This is a genomic window from Geomonas anaerohicana (genome assembly GCF_016458305.1).
GTDB lineage: Bacteria > Desulfobacterota > Desulfuromonadia > Geobacterales > Geobacteraceae > Geomonas > Geomonas anaerohicana.
The window spans coordinates 677,838-693,892 of sequence record NZ_JAEMHL010000001.1 but is presented as its reverse complement, the minus strand read 5'-3'; the positions used below and the strand labels follow the sequence as shown (position 1 = coordinate 693,892).

Here is a 16,055-nt window from a genome sequence, read left to right as displayed (position 1 = left end):
GAGGGGGAGCGTAGCATCTTGCTCCCGCTCCCCCCCTCCCAACCTCCCCCCTCCGGGGGGAGGAGCTGTTTGCGAAGATACTTTTTCCTCAAGGAGGAACCAACCGTGCTGCAACTTTGCAACGTGGTGAAATCGTACGACGGTAAATCGACGGTGACGGCGCTGGCCGGCATCACCCTTTCCATCGCCGCCGGCGAGATGGTGGCCATCATGGGGCCGTCGGGCTCGGGTAAGTCGACGCTGCTGAACCTGATGGGGGGGCTGGATGTGCCCAGTTCCGGCGAGGTGCTGGTGGCGGGGACCGACCTGGCCCGGCAAGGCGAAAAGGAACGCTCCCTGTTCCGGCGCGACCACGTTTCCTACATCTTCCAGGCCTACCACCTGATGCCCACGCTGCGGGTCAGGCAGAACGTCGCCCTGCCGCTGCGGCTCGCCGGGATTCCCGCCAAGGAGGCGGAGGCGCGCGTGGAGCGGGTGCTGTCGGAGGTGGGACTGGAACACCGCGCCGACCACCTCCCCGACGAACTCTCCGGGGGCGAGCGCCAGCGTGTCGCCATCGCCCGCGCCCTGGTCACCGACGCGCCGCTGCTTCTGGCCGATGAGCCGACCGGCAACCTGGACAGCGCCCGCGGCAAGGAAATCCTTGCCCTGCTCCGCTCCATCCACAGCCGGCGCGGCACCACCATCGTCATGGTGACCCACGACCGCGAGGCGGCCTCGGCCTGCGACCGCCTCATTCGTCTCAGGGACGGCCAGGTCGAGGACGACGGTGCCGCACCGGGAGGTGAAAGATGAGGTTCCTGCTGCGGCACCTCTCCCTCTCCTACGCCCGGCGCCACCTGGCCAAGACCATCCTAACCCTGCTGGGGGTCGTGGTCGGCGTCACCACCTTCAGCTCGATCAAGACGGCGCAGGACGCCCTGGTAGTCGGCATTGGCTCGACCGTGGACCGCGTCGCCGGCAAGGCGCAGCTCCAGGTGACCATGGAGGGGGGCGTCCCCGAGGCGCTACAGGAGCGGCTCAGGAACATGCCCGGCATCCGGGCCACCTCGCCGGTGATCGAGCAGATCGTGGTCCCTGAAAAGGGGGAACTGGGGAGCCTGATGGTGATCGGCGTCGACCTCCTGGGGGACCGGGAGATGCGCGACTACGGCTTCGAAGGTGACGACGCCGACCTGGACGATCCCCTGCTCTTCCTGGCCCAGCCGGACTCCGCCCTCTTCACCCGCGAGTTCGCCAAGCGCGCCGGGCTTACTACCGGCACCTCGCTCGCCGTCAAGGTCCCCAGCGGCGTCAGGAAGGTGACCGCGCGCGGCCTGATGAGTCCCAAGGGGTTTGCACAGGCCTTCGGCGGCAACCTGATGGTAGTCGATGTCTACGCAGCGCAGGAACTCTTCGGCCGCGGCAGGCGCTTTGACCGCATCGACGTGCGCCTCCAGGACGGGGTGACGGTCGCCCAAGGGACCGAGATGCTGCAAAAGGCACTCGGCCCCGCCTACCGCGTGGAGACTCCGGCGCGGCGCGGCGAGCAGATGGAACGGCTGGTGGCCAACTTCACCGCCGGCTTCAACGTCTCCAGCGCCTTCGCCCTCTCCATCGGCATCTTCCTCATCTTCAACGCCTTCAACGTCTCGGTGAACCGTCGTCGCCGCGACATCGGCACGCTGCGCGCCCTGGGCGCCACGCCGCGCCAGGTGCAGGTCCTGTTCCTGGCCGAGGCACTCATCATCGGCCTTCTCGGCGGCGCGCTCGGCTGCCTGGCCGGCACCGCCTTCTCACAGGCGCTGCTGGTGAGCATGGGGCAGAGCACCGAGATGGTGTACGGCATCTCCGGCTCGGGTATCGTGCACCTCACCCCGGCCATCGTGCTGCAATCCATGCTGCTCGGCCTGGTCGCCTCGCTGGTCGGAGCCTGGGGACCGGCCCTCTCCGCATCGCGCATCTCCCCGACCGAGGCGTTCGCCAAGGGATCCTTCCAGGCCAGGGTGCAGCGCCGGGTGGCGCCGCGCATCGCCGCCGGGGCCGCCCTGGTGGCCGGCGCCGTGGCGCTCGCGCTCAGCAACGTGGTCAGGGGGAACGGACTGGTACTGTCGGTGCTCCTTCTGGGCGGCATCGGCCTCGTGCTCCTGATCGGCCCGCTCTCCCGCGCCGTCCTGGTCGCCCTGGGCCCGCTGCTCACCCGTCTCTTTCCCTCCGCCGGGCCGCTCTCGTCGGATTCGCTCCTGGGCAACCCGCGCCGCAGTGCCGGCACCATCATGGCCATGGCTCTCTCGCTCACCTTCGTGCTGGGGCTGGGGGGGTACATGGGCTCCACCCGGCTCACCATCGTGCGCTGGATGGACGACATCCTCACCTGCGACCTCTTCGTGCGCGCCTCGGCCAACTTCTCGCGTCCCGACTTCCTCTACCCCGGCGCCGTTAAGGGTGAGATCCTGGCGCTCCCGGGGGTGCGCACGGTGGAGAGCTACCGCGCCATCAGGCCGCAGTTTCACGGCAGGCAGATCCTGGTCGGTTCGGTCGAGATGGACACCCTCATGCAGCGGGTGCGCTACGACTTCGCCCAGGGCAATCGCGATGCCATGCGGGAGGGGCTGCTCAACAAGGAGATGTGCGCCGTCACCGAGAACTTCCACGACCGCTTCGGCCTGAGCGTGGGCGACAAGGTGCCGCTCAACACGCCGGGCGGGATGGTGGAGTTTCCCATCGCCGCGGTGATCCGCGACTACTCCTCCGACCAGGGGGCAGTGTTCCTGGACCGCAAGGTATTTCTCAGGCACTGGCAGGATGACCGGGTCGACATCTACGACGTCTCGGTGACACCGGGGACCGACCCGGGCAAGGTGCGCGACGCCATCCGCGCCAAGCTCTCCGGCCGCTACCCCGCGCTCATCTCCACCCAGCGCGAGTTCAAGGACGAGATCGGCAAGGCCATCGACGCCTTCTATGCCGTCATGCGCATCACCGTGTTGCTGGCGCTCGGGGTCGCCTTCCTCGGCATCGTCACCTCGCTGCTCATCTCGGTGGCGGAGCGGACCCGGGAAATCGGGATTCTTAAAGCGCTCGGGGCGCTCCCCGGGCAGATCGCGCGCAGCGTGGTGCTGGAGGCCCTGGTACTCGCCATGGTGGGGCTCATGCTGGCGCTTCCCGCCGGCAATCTCTTTGCTGCCTTCATGGAGGGGCCGGTGGCCAAGGCATTCACCGGGTGGGCCATGCCGCATCACTACCCCTGGGAGGTGTTGGGACAGCTCCTGGTCGCGCTTCCGCTGGTTTCGTTCCTTGCCGCAGGTATCCCCGCCCGGCAGGCCGCCGGGGTCAAGGTGACCGAGGCGATCGAGTACGAATAGAGTACGTCGTCCCACAGGGCCCCCTCCCCCGGAGGGGGAGGGACGGGGAGGGGAAAGTCGCGCTGTGTCCCCCCTCCCAGCCTCCCCCCTCCGGGGGGAGGAGCTAGTGGATACCGCACGAAAGTTTCATCCAAACAGGAGGTTTTGCACCATGACCCGCAAAGGTTTCAAATCGCTTCTTTTGTTGCTCGCAGCCGCCCTTCTCCTGCCGCTTTGTACCGCCCCGGCCCTAGCCGCGCCGGATGCCCGCGCGCTCCTGAAGGAATCTGAGAGCCGGCACCGCACCAAGACCCAGCAGTACTCGGGCGACCTCACCGTGGTGAACAAGGAGGGGAAAGTCCGCAAAAAGGGGTGGAACAGCTACCGCCAGGGGTACGCGGGCGACTCGAAGAACCTGATCCGCTTCACCGATCCACCGGAAGTGAAGGGCGTCGGCTTTCTCTCCCTGCCGCGACCGGGCTCGGACAACCCGGACCAGTGGCTCTACCTCCCCTCCATGAAACGGGAGCGGCGCATCGCCCCGCAGGACCGCGACGCCTCCTTCGTGGGGACCGACTTCAACTACGAGGACATGGAGGAGTTCGACCACGAGAAGTACAAGGTCGCGCTGCAGGGGGAGGAGACGCTGGACGGCCAGCCCTGCTGGGTCATCAGCGCCATCCCGCTTGAAAAGGGAAGCAAGTCCATCTACCAGAAGCTGATCCTCTACCTCAGAAAGGACATCCTCTACCTGGTGCGCGAGGACCTGATCAGGAAGGGTGACAAGGAGCCGGCCAAGCGCCTGGTGCTCTCGGACATCAAGAACGTCGAGGGGCACTACGTCGCTGCGCGCATGGAGATGACCGACCTGAAGAAGGGAAGCCACACCACGGTGACGCTGAAGCAGATTTCCTTCAACCGCCCCCAGCCTGCCAGCCGCTTCACGCTGCAGAACCTCACCCGCGAGGGGGGCGATTGAGAACGCTCCTCCTGCTCCTTTTGCTGCTATGTCTTCCCTGCGCCGCGCTGGCCGAAGGGTTCTCCGGCTACGCGGAGCTGAAGGGCTTCGCCTACGGTGAGCGCTTCCCCGGCGAACCCTACGGTGCCGGGTGGGGCACGCTCTACAGCAAGTGGGAGCAGCGCCTGGCCGAGAGCCAGTTCACCGCCTCCCTGCGCGCGGAATGGCTCACCTGGCCGCAGACGAGCCCGCTGGTTTTCGACCCGGCCGACCGCAAGCTCCGCCGCCCGCCGCTCTCTGTCCCGGAGCTGTGGCTGCGCGTCCCGCTCGCCCCGTCGCACGACCTGGAATTCGGTCGCTTCCAGCTCGGCTGGGGCAAGACCGACGGCTACTCCCCCGCGGACGCGTTCCTCCCCCGCGACGTGACCGATCCCTTTGCCGACGAGAAGCTGCCGCTGTGGGCGGTCCGCCTGAGCGGCCAGGAGGAAAACCTGCGTTACCAGGCGGTGCTTGTGCCGGTAACCACCCCTTGGCGCCTTCCTCCCTTGGGAACCCGCAACGCCCCCATCGCTTCGGGCGCCCTCCCGAAGGGGACCAGGTTCCAGGAGGAGGACGACGCCCCGCCGCTGCCAGGCTTCGCAGCCCTGCGCCTCTTGGCGACCCACGGCGACTGGGACCTCGGCGTCTGGGCCAGAAGCGGGGTGCGCCCGGCGCCCATCCTCGAGTTCTCCCTCGACCCGGCGCTGCAGAACGGGCCGGTCCCGGTGATCTCGGTGGGCCGGCGCTACCCGCGCGAGCACGGCGTCGGCGTCGAGGTCTCACGGGTGGCCGGCCCCTACGTCGTGCGCGGCGAAGCGGCCGCCCTCTTCTCAGCCGACCCGGAACTGGGCGACGCGCTGATCGGCACATTGAGCGTCGAGCGCGGCTTCGGGGACGGGACGCTCCTGGTCACCCTGGCCGGCAACGCCATCGACCCGCCGGTCGATCCGACACTCCTCTTCGACCGGGGCCTGCTCCCCGCCCTGATCGTCGCCTGGAACCAGACCGAGGAGTGGGGCGCCTGGAAGCTGGTCTGGGACTGCGGCCTCAAGCGCGGCGACGGTCTTCTGAAAGGGGAGGTCGGCTACAACCTAACCGACACCTGGAAGGTCACCGTCGGGGGCGATCTCCCCTACGGCTCGGAACGGGGCCCGCTGGGCGCGCTGCACGGGGCCCGGCGGCTTATGGCTGCGCTACGCCGCAGTTGGTGACGCGGGCACCGTCTTGACAACGCGATGCAGGAAATTAACCTTTCCCAATTCGACGCACGAGACGGAGGTGCCGCATGGACATCGACCTCACCGTTATGTTGGCGAACATACTGAACCACATCGGGCCCAAGCTGGTATCGAAACACATGAAGGCGCAGGCAGCCGGCAACGAAACCCGCGCCACCATGGCCCTGGCCCAAGTGGTTATCTACACGAAGCTCCTGGAGCGCTACCAGGAAGACGACGAGTACTATCACTTCATCCTGGACCTGCAGCTGCTGCGCGAGGCCCAGGAGGAGTTCTACCTCGAGTCCCGAGCCGACAACAACCGCAAGCTGGCCCTGGTCGTGCTGAGCCGGCTCCGTTTCCTCGCCATGCTGCAGCGCCAACTCGCTGCCGCCGAGCGCAACAAGGCTATGGAAACCCTCCGCACCACACGTTCCATCGTGCGCCACTGATCCCGCCTAAGCCCGTCGACGTATACGCGCCCGCAACCCTTTGCGCGGTATACGTTTTAGACACTGCCCCGCCTTTTACGCTACCATCGTAACCCTCTTCGGCAGCCTGCCCCGGCCCAACTCCACCGCACCGGGTAACCTCCTGCCGAAGCCGGGAGAACGATGGCTTCAATCAGTTCCGAGACCATTTCGGGCATACGCCTTTTCAGCGGCCTCAACCAGGACGACCTGCAGCGCATAGCGCAGCGCCTGGAACTGCGCGACTTCGCCGCGGGTGACGTCATCCTCGCCCGGAGCGAACCGGCGCAGGAACTCTACGTGATCCTCTCCGGGAGGATCCGGGTGGAACTGCTGGACCGCTCCGGGCAGATCCTCAACCTCACCGAGCTCGGCATAGGCAACGTGATCGGCGAACGCGCCATCCTGACCGACGAAAAACGTTCCGCCGACGTGCGCGCCATCACCGAGGTCCAGGCCGCACGGCTCACCCGTGAGCACTTCGAGGAGCTGCTGGAGAGCATGCCGCTGCTCTACGCCAACCTGAGCCGCATCCTGGCGGCGCAACTGGGGAGCTGGGCGCACCGGCACCAGCGCGAGGAGAGCGAGCACCGCGAGGTGATCACCAACATCATCGGCTGGCAGCTCCTCCCCGAATTCGGCGAGTTCCCCGGCACCTCGCAGTGGGTCCGCCTCTTGAACCAGCGCCTGCAGCACCTGGCCGGGACCAGGAGCCACGTCCTCATCCTCGGCGAGCCGGGGACCTGGAAGGACCTCGCCGCCCGCCTGATCCATTTCCACAGCACCGGGGACCGCCCCGTCCTCTTCCTCGACTGCGCCTCCCCCCCCCCGGTCATGGGCGAGGAATGCTCCGCCAGCGACTCCGCGCAGCAGAACTCGCTCCTCTTGGGACTCGCCCAGGAGGCCGCACTGTTCGGCCATGCGCCTGAGGGGGCCATGTACGCGCGCCGGGTCAGGCGCGGCATGATCGAGCTGGCCGCCGGTGGCGACATCATCTTGAGGAACATCGACTGCCTCTCCGCCGCCGTTCAGGAGGAGTTGGTCGAGTTCATGGAGAGCGGCCATTTCACCCGCCGCGGCGAGACCAAGCTCAGAAGCGCCCAGTTACGTATCATCGCCACCAGCGGCAAACCGCTGCGGCCGCTGGTGGAAAGCGGCAAGTTCAACGCGGTGCTCTTCAAGAAGCTCTCCGGCGAGACACTGGAACTCGTGCCGCTGCGCGAGCGCAAGAAGGACATCCCGGTCATCGCCCGGAGCCTTCTGAAGTCCCTGAACGCCAAGCACCACAAACAGGTGCGCCGCCTCTCCCAGGACGCCCTGAACCGCCTGGTGGACCACGACTGGCCCCTGAACGCGAGCGAGCTGTACCAGGTCGTCTCCCGCGCGGTGGTGGTCTGCAACGACGACGAGATCCAGCCCGAGCACATCTCGCTGCAGGGGCACCCCTTCGGCGACGGCCGCTTCAACCTGCTCACCCTCCCGGCCGTGGAGAACCTGGCGCGCAACCCGCGCTTCCCGCGCCTTCTACGCTGGCTCACCGTGCCGCTCTTTCTCGGCGTCACCCTCTACACGCTGTTCGGGCCGCGCCAGCACAACGCGGCCAACCTGGTTGCCTGGACCATCGGCTGGCCCGCGCTCTTGCTCACCGCCTTCCTGTTCGCCCGCGGCTGGTGCAGCTTCTGCCCCATGGAGGCCATCGGCGAGTACCTGGGGGTCTCCAGCCGCGTGGTGCGCGACCCCGCCCCCTGGCTGCGCCGCTGGGGGCCGTCACTCTCCTTCGCCGCGCTGGTGGTGATCCTCCTTCTGGAGCAGGCGACCGGCATGTTCAGCTACGCGGGCGCCACCGGCATGCTCCTCTCGGGGATCCTCTGTGCCACGGTGAGCGCCGACCTGGTCATCGGCCGCCGGGGATGGTGCAAGTTCCTGTGCCCCCTGGGGCGCATCGTGAGCCTGGTGTCGCGCATCTCGCCGCTGGAGATGCACAGTAACCACAACGTCTGTCTGAGCCGCTGCCGCGTCGACGACTGCATCAAGGAAAAGGGGTGCCCGATGGGGCTGCATCCCTCCGGCGTCGACAGTTCCGACCACTGCGTGCTCTGCCTGAACTGCGTCAGGAGCTGCCCGCACCGCTCCATGCAGCTCGACCTGAGAAACCCGACCTGGGGCGGCTTCAACCGGGCCCGGCGCGGCTTCCGCGAGGCCCTTTTCAGCACCACCCTGGTCGGCGTGGTCATCGCCGCCAAGGGGACGCCGCTGGTGGCCGGGCGCCAGGTGGAGATCTTCTCGCGCACCATCTGGAGCGTGCAGGACTACCTGCTCGCCCTGGGCATCGTGGCGGGTTTCACCCTGCTCGCCGGCCTCGCCTCCGCCTCGGTGCGCGGCACCGGCTGGCGTGCGGTCTTCACCACCAGCGGCCTCGCCTATCTCCCCCTGGCGGTGGCCGGCCTGTTCATGATCTTCTTTAGGGCGCTGGTCGAGGGTGGCGCGCAGATCGTTCCGCTCCTGGTCCATGCGCTCGGACTCGACAACGTGCTCGACGCCGCTGCGCTCACCCCGGAACTGGGGACGCTGCGCCTGCTCATCTACCCGCTGCTGCTGCTCGCGGCCCTCTTCGCCTGGGTGATCCTGGCCAAGCTGCAGCGCCAGGACGGCCTCCCCTCCCGGGCGCTCATCGGGCACCGCCTGCTCATCCTGGCCGCCGCGGCGGTTTTCATGGTGATCCTGTAGCGCACCAGTCCCCCAGGTGCCGGTCATCCAGACACTCTTCAAAGCTATCCACTAAACTCAGAATGTGAGATAATTCCAGTATCAGCTCCACGCTTCAAGTCATAGCCTGCCTGACCTTCGGGCAGGCTATTGCACGGGCCGCGGAGTTGTTACTGACTATTCCGGAAATCTCACTTCAGACAGGAGGCGCACAATGAAAAGGATTGCTCTGGTTGTGATGGCAGGTTTTCTGGCACTGGGCAGCGTACCTACCTACGCCGCTGACATGGGCGGCAAGGACGAGTGCCTGCTCATCTCGAAGAACTGCAAAAACGAGGTAGACAGCATCCAGCAGAAAATCGCCAAGCTGCAGGGAGAAATCAACAAGGGTGGCAAGGTCTACACCGCCGATGAACTGAAAAAGCTCCACGAAAAACTGAAAGAGGCTAACGACATCCTGGACGACCTCAACAAGCCCGGCCACTAGTAGCTCCCCCGGCACCACTCTTCCGCAGACAAAGGCCACCGCGGTTCGCCACGGTGGCCTTCGCCGTCCTGAAGCTGAAACAAATTGGTTGTATTAGCGACCGTGTTGGTATTTCCCTTGATCTCGTTCCCGAGGTCCGCCTTGGGAACCGCAAAGCCTTTCAGAAGCTCCAGCTTCCCTCGGATACATAGCTGGAGCTATACGCCATATGGGGTTCCCAAGCTGGAGTTTGGGAACCAGGAAAGCCGGGTTACAAAAGTAGCCTGTCCCCTTTTTTGCTTGCCTCCCGCAGCCAAACCTGTTACAAATTTTTGGTCAGACCGCGGCAGTAGCGCTGCAAATCCGCCCGGCTCCGACTACATACGCATAGCAGCACCGAATTCCTCGTTAAGATGAGGCGTTTGCACAAACACAGGCTACTGCCCGGAAACGTCGAAAGACGCCAATGGGTAGACCAGGTATTGCCGGATTAAGGCTTTACTTAAGGTAGCTGGTCCCCGCGACCTACGTTGTGCACTGCCGAAAACCTACGAGAGGGGAATCTCAGGCAGACGTTCAGGCCCGGGTTCTCCCGTGGCCTTTTTTCGTACCTTCACGTCAAACCAGAAAGGTGGTGGTTCTACAAATTGGACAGTCATAGTAGCGAATATCCGTTACCCATCCCGTTCCTGCGGCGCTAGCCTCCTTTCAAAGCCTTCCTCCTTCCCTGCCTGCTTTGACCCGCTTTCCGCCCAAGAACGGGACATGAAGAAGCAGCGGGGAGTTGTCGTACCCACTCCCTCATAAGTGCAATCACCGATCGGTTCACGCATCGGCGGCAGTTCGTCTGCCCGGCCGCGTGCAGGCCGGAGTGCGAACAGCGTCGTCATTGGTCCGCGCGTTCCCGTTCCGCCCAGTCGCGTCTTCGCGTGACCGTTTTCCGGCATCCCTCTCGGCGTGCCGGTGCAAGGCCGTGGTCCGCCGCACTCAGGCGCCACCCAGCAGCACGGAAGTGACAGGAGAAGGAAGGATGTTCATGATTTCCAATATACCTACCGGGCGTTCCTCGAAGCACCAGCCCCCCGCCCAGCGCGCAGCAGCGCAGAAAACCGCCACCCAGGGTGCCAGCGAGCGCCGCCTGGTCGAGCTCTGCTCGATGTCGGTGCGCGACACCCTTAAGGAACTCGACACCAAGGCCAAGGAAGGGCTCACCACGGAAGAGGCCGAAAAGCGCCTCGACGAGTACGGTGCCAACGAACTGGCCCATGCCAAGCGCCTGGGCGTCGTGGCCGACCTCCTGGAGCGCTGCAAGAGCCCGCTGGTCATCCAGCTCCTGGTGATCGCCATCATCTCCGGCATAGTCGGCGAGACCAAGTCCGCCACCATCGTCGGCGCCATGATCATCCTGAGCGTCGGGCTCTCCTTCATACTGGACCGCCGCTCCGGACAGGCGGTCGAGGCGCTGGGCAAGAGGGTGCAGTCGCGCACCCTGGTGCTTCGGGACGGCGAGGAGACCGAGATCCGCATCTCGGATGTGGTGCCGGGCGACATCGTGCTCCTCATGGCGGGCTCCATTATCCCCGCCGACGTGCGGCTTCTCTCCGCCAAGGACTTCTTCGTCAGCCAGTCGGCGCTCACCGGCGAATCGATGCCGGTGGAAAAGAGCGCGCTGGTAGACAAGGAGCACGAGGCCGGCCTCTCCGCGTGGGAACTCCCCAACGCCTGCTACCTGGGCTCCAGCGTCAACAGCGGCTCGGCCCGCGCCGTCGTGGTCAACACCGGCGTGCGCACCCTGTTCGGCTCCATATCTGCCTCGCTCGCCGAGAAGCCGGAGGAAACGAGCTTCGACAAGGGGACCCGCTCCTTCACCTGGCTCATGATCCGCTTCATGCTGGTGATGACCGCCGCCGTGTTCATGATCGTGGGCATGACCAAGGGGAACTGGGTCGACGCCCTCCTCTTCGGCCTCTCCATCGCCGTCGGCCTCACCCCCGAGATGCTCCCGATGATCGTGACGGTGAACCTCGCCAAGGGCGCACTCACCATGGCAGCCAAGAAGGTGATCATCAAGCGGCTCCCCTCGATCCAGAACTTCGGCGCCATCGACATCCTGTGCACCGACAAGACCGGCACCCTGACCCAGGACAAGGTCGTCCTGGAGAAGTACGTCGACCTTACCGGCCGCACCAGCGAGGACGTGCTCACCTACGCCTACCTGAACAGCCACTACCAGACCGGGCTTAGGAACCTGATCGACCGCGCCATCCTCGACCACACCGATATGAACGTGCAGCTCTGCCGCCTGGTGGACGAACTCCCCTTCGACTTCCAGCGCCGCCGCATGTCGGTAGTGGTGGACTTCGAGGACGACCACGTGCTCATCTGCAAGGGCGCGGTGGAGGAGATCTACGAGTGCTGCAGCCACTACCAGATCGGCGAAGAGGTGTTCCCGCTCTTCGACATGATCCGTGACAACCTGTTCGAGGAGGTCGAGCGCCACAACCGCGACGGCTTCCGCGTGCTCGCCATCGCCTACCGCGAGTTCCCGCGCGAAAAGACCCAGTTCGAGGTGAAGGACGAGTCGCAGATGATCCTCTTGGGTTTCATCGCCTTCTTCGATCCGCCCAAGGCGCAGGCCAGCGAGGCGCTGGGGCTGTTGCAGGAAGCAGGGGTGCGGGTGAAGGTATTGACCGGCGACAACGGCCTGGTCACCCAGAGGGTCTGCACCAACGTCGGTCTCAAGGCGGACCGGATGCTGACCGGCGCCGAACTCTCCCGCATCAGCGAGGATGACTTCGCCCAGGTGGTCCGGGACGTGGATGTTTTCGTCAAGCTATCTCCCGCCCAGAAGGAGCAGATCGTGCGCAGCCTGCGCGCCAGCGGCCACGTGGTCGGCTTCCTGGGAGACGGCATCAACGACGCGCCGGCGCTGAAGGCCGCCGACGTCGGCATCTCGGTCGACTCCGGGGTCGACGTCGCCAAGGAGACCGCGGACATCGTGCTCCTGGAGAAGAGCCTCCTGGTCCTCGAAGAGGGGATCATGGAGGGGCGCCGGGTCTTCGCCAACATCGTCAAGTACATCAGGATGGGGGCCTCCTCCAACTTCGGCAACATGTTCTCCGTCATGGGGGCTAGCTACCTGCTCCCGTTCCTCCCCATGCAGCCGGTGCAGATCCTGGCCAACAACCTCCTGTACGACTTTTCCCAGACCGGGATCCCGACCGACCGCGTCGACCCGGAACTGGTGGCCAAGCCGCTCAAGTGGAACATCGAGAACATCAAGCGCTTCATGTTCTGCGTCGGCCCGATCAGCTCCCTGTTCGACTACGCGACCTTCGCACTTATGTGGTATGTTTTCGGCTGCGCCGCCTACAACGCCCCGGGCGTCACCGCGCTGCAGCAGGAGGGGCTCGCCAAGCTGTTCCAGACCGGCTGGTTCGTGGAGTCGCTCTTGACCCAGACCCTGATCGTGCACATCATCAGGACCCGTCGCATCCCGTTCTTCGGCAGCAGCGCCTCGCTCCCCATGACGCTGACCACGCTGCTCATCATGGGCATCGGCGCCTGGCTCCCCTACTCCCCCTTCGCCTCGGCGCTCAACCTGGTGCCGCTGCCGCCGGTCTACTGGGTCTGGATCATCGGCTTCCTGTTGACCTATTCGATACTGACCCACTTCGTGAAGACCTGGTTCTTCAACCGCTTTGGAGGTGACTGATGGACAGCTTGCTCGACGCACTACAGGAAGGACGACTCCTCGAGATACCCGACGACTACGATAAAGAGGACGCGCTCCGTTTCCTGGCCCACATCCTCGAGGCGGTCCCGTCGCTGCCGCCGGACACCGACGTCGCCGGGTTGATCCTGGCCAAGGAAGGGGCCTCCAAGACCGCCCTCGGCAAGGGGTGGGCCTGCCCCGACGCCCGGGTCCCCTTCGAGGAGGACCTGATCTGCGTCGTCGGCTGGAGCCCGAAGGGGATCGACTACGGCTCACCCGACGGCAAGCCGGTCAAGGTGATCGCCATGTACCTGGTCCCGGAGAACCAGCGCAGCAACTACCTGCGCGAGGTTTCCCTGCTGGCCAAGGCGCTGGAGATCTACCCGGAGATCGAGCGCCTGAACGCGGCGGACAGCCTGAACGACATCCGCGACCACTTGCTCGACCTGATCAGTACCACCAAGGGGACCGTCGGCCCCGACTCGCGCGCCCGGATGATCCGCCTGCAGGGCAGGGCCGCCGCGGTGGAGCCCGCCCCCTACGACCTGGCCAACCTGATCGTCGAGCCGATCACCATCCTGGTGGGGGACGGTCTGAAGCCGGTGGTCCTCGGCCACGACCAGGCGCTCGTCGAGCTTTTGGAAGGGTTCCCGGGGCTGGCTGGTGAGTTGACCGGGCACAGCGCCTTCAACACCGGCGGCTGGCGCATCGTCAAGCGCAAGGAAGCCTCCTTCACCGGCGAGCGCCTCCTCATCGACTGTCTCGCCCTCAGGACGTCCGGAGGGAAGTGACGCTGGGTAAGAGAGGAAGGGACAGGCTCCGTCAGGTGCCTGTCCCTTTAGCGGCACGCTTCTTTCAGCGCAGCCGGCTTCTCAACGCTAAAAGGAAGCGAAAAGGGGACAAAGCAAAAAGGGGACAGGCACCTGGCGGAGCCTGTCCCCTCTGTGAAAGGAGTATCCCTTATGTCAGAAATAAACGACCTGCAAAACCGGCTCGATTCCTCGGAAGCCAGAAACACCCTCAACAACTGGGTCGCCATCACCGTGGCGCTCATCTCCGTTTTCATGGCGGTCTGCAAGGTGAAGGACGACAACATCGTCCAGGCCATGCTGCAGGCGAAATCGGACCAGGTCGATGCCTGGAACGAATACCAGGCCAAGAAACTGAAACAGCACCTGGCTGAACTGGGGCTGAACCAGGTGGCGGCGCTGGAGTCGCTGGCGCCGGGAAAAGTGTCGCCCCCCCTGGCGGCGCAGCAGAAACAGTACTCCGATAATATTGCCCGCTACAAGGTGGAGGAAGCGAAGCTGGCTGACAAGGCCAATGGCCTGGGTAAGCAATACGACGACTTGAACTACCGCGACGACCAGTTTGACCTTTCCGACGCCACTTTGGCCGTCTCACTGGCGATGCTGGCCATCACCTCGCTCACCGGTAAGCGAAAGCTCCTCTACCTGGCGCTGGTCTTCGCAGGTTTCGGCATCGTGATGGGGGTGGCGGGCCTCTTCGGCCTCGCGCTGCACCCGACCGCCCTGGTCAAGGCCCTCTCCTAAGCCGGCCTGCCCGCCCCCCGGCGCTGTCCGCGATGGTGTCGAAGAGCCCGGACACCACCTTGGAGAGGTGGCACCCCGACAGGAATTGGCAGTAGCCGCGGTCGTCGGTGATGATCCGCTTCTTGAGCGGCCTGTGCTCGCTCTCCGAGAGCAGTTCGTCCAGTATCCTGCGGATGCTCTTCCCCTTGGGAACCACCTCGATGTCCCGCCCGCACCCGGAGTCGTCCAGGGCGCACACGTACCAAAGCCTCAACGGGGCGAGTCCCGGGTCGGCCTCGAGGTGGCCGCTGGTCTTCACGAAGTTGATCACCTTGAGTGCCAGTTGCAGCTTGGCCATGTTGTAGCAGGACTCGTCCACGATGTTGCCGTGCTCGAAGAACGGGATCACGTGCAGCCACGGCTCCTTGCGCACCTGCTCCCCGCTCGGCCTCTGCTCCCGCCCCACCACGAACAGCGCCCACACGTATCCCGTATAGAAGAGCCTGGAACTGGCCGGGTTGCCGATCACGCTGTGCCCCTCGTACTCGAGAATGAAGGCCTCGCGGTCCGGGTTCAAAAGCTCCTGCTGCGCTCCGCAGATCTCCCCCTGGAAGAAGCTGCTCGGGGGCCACAGCCTCCCGGTGATGCTGGCATGGAGGGCGGGGTGGGCCGTGCTGCTTCTTGCCGCCACCGCCTTGCGCAGGTCGGCCAGCAGTTGCTCCTTCCTCTCGTCCCTGACCCGCACCCGTACCGAGTTGTTCTCATCGCCGAAGCCGTACTGCAAGGTGACCGGGCCGTTCCACTGGTCGCAGCTGCAGATAGGCACGCTCGGTCCCCACAGAAGCCACAGGTTGAAGATGGTCATCTGCTGCGGCGAGAAGGCCCGGTTGGCCATCCGATCGTAACAGGAGATGATCGGGTCCCAGTCGTCGGCGAAGCGGGACATGAGCCCCGCCAAAAGGTTCAGCGGCAACAAAAAGCCGTGCTCGATCTTGACGCTGCAGAGAAAGGAGGCCTGCTCGTCCAGCGAGAGTCTCAATTCCGACACGGCCAGCAGGTACTGCTTGATACCGTCCTTGGTCTCCTCGTCGTTGAGGCGGAAGACGTCCACCACCTCGATCACCGGCTCCTTCTCCTTGATCTTGAGCGCCCCGAACTTGGCACGGGTGGAGCGTTTCCACTCGGCCACCTCCTGCCGGTGGGCGGTGTCGTCGTACTGCAACTGGTAGCGCTTGGTCTTCGGATCGAAGAACCACTTGGGCTCCCGGCGCGGTTTCGGGTGCAAAAGACGCAGTTCCAGCCAAAGCCGCATCTGCCTTCTGAACATGGCGGGGCGGAAGGGCCAGGCGGAGTCATAGCAGGCCTTCAGCGTGTTCAAAACGGGAAGGTTTTCCTGGATGGAGAGGCAGCGCCAGACCAGGCGGACGGGGGGGAGCAAGAACCAGAGCAGGTAGAAGAAGGCGGTGGCTACCGCGAGGACTATAGCGACAATTTCCTTGTAGCTTTCCATGGCGAGCCCCCACTCTTAGATTAAAAACAACTCACATAGTGTAGCGAGCACCACCGCTTTTTCAATGATCGGCCCCACCGCCTGTGTCTTTCGCGACGCCCTCAATTTTCGGCACAACT

General features: G+C 65.0%; 11 protein-coding genes and 1 riboswitch. Of the genes, 10 read left to right on the top strand and 1 reads right to left on the bottom strand.

Features of this window, described 5'->3' with window-relative positions; translation table 11 throughout:
- Positions 1 to 105 precede the first annotated feature (105 nt).
- The 10 genes from JFN91_RS02885 to JFN91_RS02840 all read left to right on the top strand — a co-directional run bounded on the left by JFN91_RS02885 (position 106) and on the right by JFN91_RS02840 (position 14,447).
- Positions 106 to 795, top strand: a complete 690-nt coding sequence (locus tag JFN91_RS02885) for an ABC transporter ATP-binding protein (RefSeq protein WP_199387809.1) — start codon at positions 106 to 108, stop codon at positions 793 to 795.
- Positions 792 to 3,344 (top strand): ABC transporter permease, encoded by a 2,553-nt coding sequence (locus JFN91_RS02880; protein WP_199387695.1) that lies wholly within the window; start codon positions 792 to 794, stop codon positions 3,342 to 3,344. Before JFN91_RS02885 ends, JFN91_RS02880 begins: the two co-directional genes overlap by 4 nt.
- A gap of 151 nt (positions 3,345 to 3,495) precedes the next feature.
- On the top strand, positions 3,496 to 4,302 hold the full coding sequence (locus JFN91_RS02875) for an outer membrane lipoprotein-sorting protein (RefSeq protein ID WP_199387694.1): 807 nt from the start codon (positions 3,496 to 3,498) through the stop codon (positions 4,300 to 4,302).
- Positions 4,299 to 5,531 (top strand): hypothetical protein, encoded by a 1,233-nt coding sequence (locus tag JFN91_RS02870; RefSeq protein ID WP_199387693.1) that lies wholly within the window; start codon positions 4,299 to 4,301, stop codon positions 5,529 to 5,531. Before JFN91_RS02875 ends, JFN91_RS02870 begins: the two co-directional genes overlap by 4 nt.
- Positions 5,532 to 5,605: 74 nt before the next feature.
- Positions 5,606 to 5,989 carry a hypothetical protein gene (locus JFN91_RS02865; RefSeq protein ID WP_199387692.1) on the top strand — a complete coding sequence of 128 codons (384 nt, stop codon included), beginning with the start codon at positions 5,606 to 5,608 and terminating at the stop codon, positions 5,987 to 5,989.
- Positions 5,990 to 6,151: 162 nt separating this feature from the next.
- On the top strand, positions 6,152 to 8,734 hold the full coding sequence (locus JFN91_RS02860; RefSeq protein WP_199387691.1) for a sigma 54-interacting transcriptional regulator: 2,583 nt from the start codon (positions 6,152 to 6,154) through the stop codon (positions 8,732 to 8,734).
- 193 nt (positions 8,735 to 8,927) lie between these two features.
- Positions 8,928 to 9,200: a hypothetical protein gene (locus tag JFN91_RS02855; protein WP_199387690.1), complete on the top strand. Its 273-nt coding sequence runs from the start codon at positions 8,928 to 8,930 to the stop codon at positions 9,198 to 9,200.
- A 376-nt stretch (positions 9,201 to 9,576) separates the two neighbouring features.
- Positions 9,577 to 9,745: riboswitch (M-box (ykoK) riboswitch) on the top strand.
- A gap of 464 nt (positions 9,746 to 10,209) precedes the next feature.
- On the top strand, positions 10,210 to 12,894 hold the full coding sequence (mgtA, locus tag JFN91_RS02850; RefSeq protein WP_199387689.1) for a magnesium-translocating P-type ATPase: 2,685 nt from the start codon (positions 10,210 to 10,212) through the stop codon (positions 12,892 to 12,894).
- Complete coding sequence (locus JFN91_RS02845) at positions 12,894 to 13,685, top strand: PTS sugar transporter subunit IIA (protein WP_199387688.1); 792 nt, start codon at positions 12,894 to 12,896, stop codon at positions 13,683 to 13,685. Before mgtA ends, JFN91_RS02845 begins: the two co-directional genes overlap by 1 nt.
- Before the next feature lie 171 nt (positions 13,686 to 13,856).
- Positions 13,857 to 14,447, top strand: a complete 591-nt coding sequence (locus tag JFN91_RS02840) for a DUF4337 domain-containing protein (RefSeq protein WP_199387687.1) — start codon at positions 13,857 to 13,859, stop codon at positions 14,445 to 14,447.
- On the opposite strand, the gene JFN91_RS02835 is transcribed toward JFN91_RS02840, so the two are convergent.
- Positions 14,431 to 15,936, bottom strand: coding sequence for a hypothetical protein (locus tag JFN91_RS02835; protein ID WP_199387686.1), 1,506 nt, complete (start codon positions 15,934 to 15,936; stop codon positions 14,431 to 14,433). The two genes, JFN91_RS02840 and JFN91_RS02835, sit on opposite strands and share 17 nt — an antisense overlap.
- Between the last annotated feature and the right edge of the window lie 119 nt (positions 15,937 to 16,055).

Bases quoted from the DNA above. Each gene is read 5' to 3' on its own strand.
- JFN91_RS02880 (WP_199387695.1), top strand. From the start codon at position 792: ATGAGGTTCCTGCTGCGGCACCTCTCCCTCTCCTACGCCCGGCGCCAC.
- JFN91_RS02875 (WP_199387694.1), top strand. From the start codon at position 3,496: ATGACCCGCAAAGGTTTCAAATCGCTTCTTTTGTTGCTCGCAGCCGCC.
- JFN91_RS02865 (WP_199387692.1), top strand. From the start codon at position 5,606: ATGGACATCGACCTCACCGTTATGTTGGCGAACATACTGAACCACATC.
- JFN91_RS02860 (WP_199387691.1), top strand. From the start codon at position 6,152: ATGGCTTCAATCAGTTCCGAGACCATTTCGGGCATACGCCTTTTCAGC.
- JFN91_RS02855 (WP_199387690.1), top strand. From the start codon at position 8,928: ATGAAAAGGATTGCTCTGGTTGTGATGGCAGGTTTTCTGGCACTGGGC.
- mgtA (WP_199387689.1), top strand. From the start codon at position 10,210: ATGTTCATGATTTCCAATATACCTACCGGGCGTTCCTCGAAGCACCAG.
- JFN91_RS02845 (WP_199387688.1), top strand. From the start codon at position 12,894: ATGGACAGCTTGCTCGACGCACTACAGGAAGGACGACTCCTCGAGATA.
- JFN91_RS02840 (WP_199387687.1), top strand. From the start codon at position 13,857: ATGTCAGAAATAAACGACCTGCAAAACCGGCTCGATTCCTCGGAAGCC.
- JFN91_RS02835 (WP_199387686.1), bottom strand. From the start codon at position 15,936: ATGGAAAGCTACAAGGAAATTGTCGCTATAGTCCTCGCGGTAGCCACC.